This is a genomic window from Intrasporangium chromatireducens Q5-1 (genome assembly GCF_000576575.1).
GTDB classification, from domain to species: Bacteria; Actinomycetota; Actinomycetes; order Actinomycetales; family Dermatophilaceae; genus Intrasporangium_A; species Intrasporangium_A chromatireducens.
This window is the reverse complement of record NZ_AWQS01000329.1, coordinates 1-3,467: the sequence shown is the minus strand read 5'-3', so window position 1 is coordinate 3,467 and position 3,467 is coordinate 1. Positions and strand designations below refer to the sequence as shown.

The 3,467-nt window shown below is 69.1% G+C and carries 5 protein-coding genes; 1 reads left to right on the top strand and 4 read right to left on the bottom strand.

What is annotated here, in order from left to right; all coding sequences use genetic code 11:
• The 4 genes from N864_RS23835 to N864_RS20410 form a co-directional block, all read right to left on the bottom strand.
• A partial coding sequence (locus N864_RS23835) for a hypothetical protein (protein ID WP_205621017.1) occupies window positions 1–457 on the bottom strand: 457 nt, incomplete at its 3' end.
• A 44-nt stretch (window positions 458–501) separates the two neighbouring features.
• A complete protein-coding gene (locus tag N864_RS20420; protein ID WP_034721723.1) occupies window positions 502–846 on the bottom strand; it encodes a hypothetical protein in 345 nt (114 codons plus the stop codon).
• A 130-nt stretch (window positions 847–976) separates the two neighbouring features.
• Window positions 977–1,936: a hypothetical protein gene (locus N864_RS23830; protein ID WP_155893037.1), complete on the bottom strand. Its 960-nt coding sequence runs from the start codon at window positions 1,934–1,936 to the stop codon at window positions 977–979.
• 213 nt (window positions 1,937–2,149) lie between these two features.
• Complete coding sequence (locus tag N864_RS20410) at window positions 2,150–2,893, bottom strand: cysteine hydrolase family protein (RefSeq protein ID WP_205621016.1); 744 nt, start codon at window positions 2,891–2,893, stop codon at window positions 2,150–2,152.
• A gap of 190 nt (window positions 2,894–3,083) precedes the next feature.
• Between N864_RS20410 and N864_RS20405 the strand changes: the two genes are divergently transcribed.
• A complete protein-coding gene (locus N864_RS20405; protein WP_034721721.1) occupies window positions 3,084–3,356 on the top strand; it encodes a hypothetical protein in 273 nt (90 codons plus the stop codon).
• Window positions 3,357–3,467 lie beyond the last annotated feature (111 nt).

The window sequence follows — 3,467 nt, the reverse complement described above, 5'->3', positions numbered from 1 at the left end:
GGTCCTCGATGATCAGCACGGTCATCCCGCAGGCGGTGAAGTGCGTTGAGTCGTAGATCCAGATCGAGTTCGGGCGACGCTGTGCCCAGTCCGGGAACGGCGACTTGACCGACGTGCCAGGCCGAGGCCTGGGACGGAAGTGCTTGTCCCGCAAGAGAAGTACGCGCCGCACCGTCGAGGGCGAGCACCAGAACCGGCCCAGGTAGGAGCCGCGGTGGGCCAGCTTGCGGTGGGACCGGTCGACCTCGGCCCAGTCCTCGAAGACGGCCAGGATCGCCTCGACCTCCTCGGCGAGCAGACCGTGCACCGGGGCGCCGCCGGGCTTCGCGTCGGCCAGCCGGCCCTCGCCGCGGCGGCGGTCCCACCGGTGTGCGCGGCGCTCCGGCAGCTCGAGCACCCGGCAGGCGTCGCGCACGCTCCATCCCGCCTCGAGTGCCTCGTCGACCAGGGCCAGCAACGCCCACTTGGTGGCCGCATCGACACGCTTTGGGACCTGGCCACTTAGTCCCAACCGCCTTTTCCCTCGACCAGCGTCAGCTTCACCGCCAGCTCCTTGACCGCTTCCGAGAGCCGGGCGATCTCGGCGTTCGCGGCCGCCAGCTCGGCATCGCGGGCCTTGCTCGCGGCGCCCGGTTTCGAGGCGGCCAACGCGGCCAGGGCGCCGTCCTTGGCGACCTGACGGATCCCCACGATCGTCGAGCGGTCGACCCCGGCATTGGCCGCGGCCTCGGCCATGGTCACTTCCTGGCGGATCATCTGCAGCCAGATCTCGTACTTCTGTGAGGGCGTCAGCTGCCGCTTCAGGCGGCGCTTCCGGCCCGCTGGTGTGGCCTGTTCCTCGGTCATGACCTGATCCTCCTGTGCGTGGTTCAGGACCCGCCAGATGTGGTGTGATCAAAACCGAAAAGTGGGACACGAACTCAGACGCAAAGCACGAGCGCGTGCGCGGAGTCACCAAATCGCTGTTTGGTGCTCGTCAGCGGCGCACCGGTATGGCGACGCCCGTCGTCACGCTAATCACGGGTCGGTCGCCAAGGGGCCTGCTCAGCGTCAACATCGCCGGGGTCAGGATGAGCTGACTTGTGCACGCCGACCCGGGCGGCGAGGGCACGAAGGTCGCCCCAGCGACGACGAGGTCGGCGTACTCGACGACGTGGACGTGCAGCTCGCGGTCGCAGGCCCCGTGGCCGATGGCGACCGTCAGGCTCGATCCTGACGTGGACGCGGGGGTACCCGGCCAGGTCTCGACACCGGCGAGGCCCGGCCCGGGGTCAGGAAGGCCGGACGGTGGCGTCGGCGCAGGTGCGTCCTGCAGGATGCCGCTCGGGACCGCCACCACGACGACCGGATGGGACAGCCCTGCTGCCTGGAACGACCACGCCGGGACCGTCGCCTGGCCCCGGTTCGTCGTGACCTTCACGGTCGTCACCGAGCCGTTGGTGAACGTCAGGGTGCACGCGGTGAGGTCGAACCCGGAACAGGCATCCGGGGACGGTGCCAGGGCGGCGTCAAGTGCGGCCTGCGCATCGAGGACGTCGACCGGCTGAGAGGTGCCGTCGGCGAACCGGATCTGAGCGGCCCCGGTCCAGTCGCGCGACCAGCCCGGCGCCAGAGTGACCCGCCCCGCCGTCCAGGCCTGCTTCTGCTCGGAGGTGTCGAAGCCGAGCCCCGGAGTCCGGGAGGACTCGAGCACGAGCCCGGTCGGTGCCTGGGGGATGCCTGCCGCCCGCACGGCGGCGGCGACGACGTCAGAACGGGTGCGGAAGTCACCGGGTGGTGGTGCCTGCGGTATCGGTGCCGCCGTGGAGGTCGTCCCGTCCAACGGGCCGTCTCCTACGACCGACGTGACGTGGTCCTCGGGCCGAGTGCTGCCGCCACCCCGGCCGGCGGGAGTGGTGCCGCACGCGCCGAGCGAGAGGAGGAGTGCGACACCCACCACGCGCGCCAGGACTTGGCGGCGAGCAGGATGACAGCGCAGTTTCGAGCCCACGCCTGCTAGACACGCGAGCAGGCCGGTTGGTTCCCCCACAGCCACAACCTCTCCCACCACGCGCGCTTTTCCCAGAGCGTCCCACGACACCAGCACGCCCGCTCGATTCTGATGCGCAACAAAGCCCGATCGACGTGTCCGGACATCAGCGTGAGACGTTTACCGGATCTGCCGCGTTGGGGGCGGCCACGCTCGGCCATCCATGTAGCCGCTGTGCGCGCATCGACGAGCCTCCTGGACAAGTCCGATCACTTCCTCGGCAGACCGGACGTCACCGAACGAACGGTAGATGGTGTACAGCGTGGCGTTGTGGTCCTCGTCGCGACGGGCAGCATTCGCGTCGGCCACCATCAGAACTCGGTAGCCCAGTGTGCTCGGGTCACGCGCGGACGACTCACAGCGGACGTTGGTGACCGTGCCCGTGATCAGCACCGTGTCGACTCCACGCGCATGCAGGATTCCGGGAAGGGGCGGCCGGTCCGGGAAGAACGCGCTTGCCGCCGTCTTCTCCACGACGATGTCACTGTCCGCGACTTCGAACTCGTGCCAGAGCCGTGCCCGAGGCGGACCAGAGCCGCCCGACGCGCCGTATCTGTGCGCTACGTCGGGCCCCATGAACTCGACCTCTCGGGCCGTCGGCTCACGGTGGCGGGGCAGGACCCAGGCAACCACGCCACCGGCGGCACGAAGGCAGGACGCAAGACTCTGGATGTTCGGCACGATGCCCAGGCAGTATTCGTTCTCCTCCACGAAGAACGGCACCATGTCGACCACCACGAGTGCCGTCCGCTCTGGCACGATCCGCTCGAAGGCGTGCCGCCTCCCACGCCGCTGCTCGTGGCGTGCGTACTCGCGCTCCTCGATGTGCCAGGCATGAATCCTGGGCGCCGCCGCTTCAGCCACCTCGCTCCTCACGCGTCTCGCAAGGCGTTCACAGTAGCGATCTTTGGTCCGGTGCGGATGTCCGGACATGCCGCGATCAGTCGTTCCACAGAGGAGGCATGCTCGTCCTTGCCCCTGCGGCGGGAGCTGAGGGGCCCAGGCGGCCCGGGTTCCCAGGCCCCTTCTCCTGTTGCACGCATAGCATGAGCGCGTGGATGAGGGGATCCGCTACCGGTTCCTGTCGGGCATGCCGCCTCAGCCCGGCATGTCCTCGGCAACCTACCTGCCCGCCGGCGACCCCTCGCTGCCTCGCACGATTCGGGAACCGCTCGGCCAGTACCCCTACCTTCGCGGGTTGGCGCCGGTCTGGCTCGACCGCTACGAGGATGCTGCCCTGGACGAGGTGGACGCGTTCCTGACCTCCCACTGTCGCCGGCCGCGTCAGTTGAGGATGAGGGCGTCATGTTCCGTGAAGACGTTCTGACGTTATGACGAGGGCCCCGCCGGAGGTGTCCGGCGGGGCCTTGGTCGTCGGGGTGTCGTGGTGGTCCTCAGGGTGTCGTCATTCGGCGGTGACTTCGGTGACGGCGGCTCG

Coding starts and splice junctions, on each gene's coding strand:
- N864_RS20420 (WP_034721723.1), bottom strand. CDS start 846: ATGACCGAGGAACAGGCCACACCAGCGGGCCGGAAGCGCCGCCTGAAG.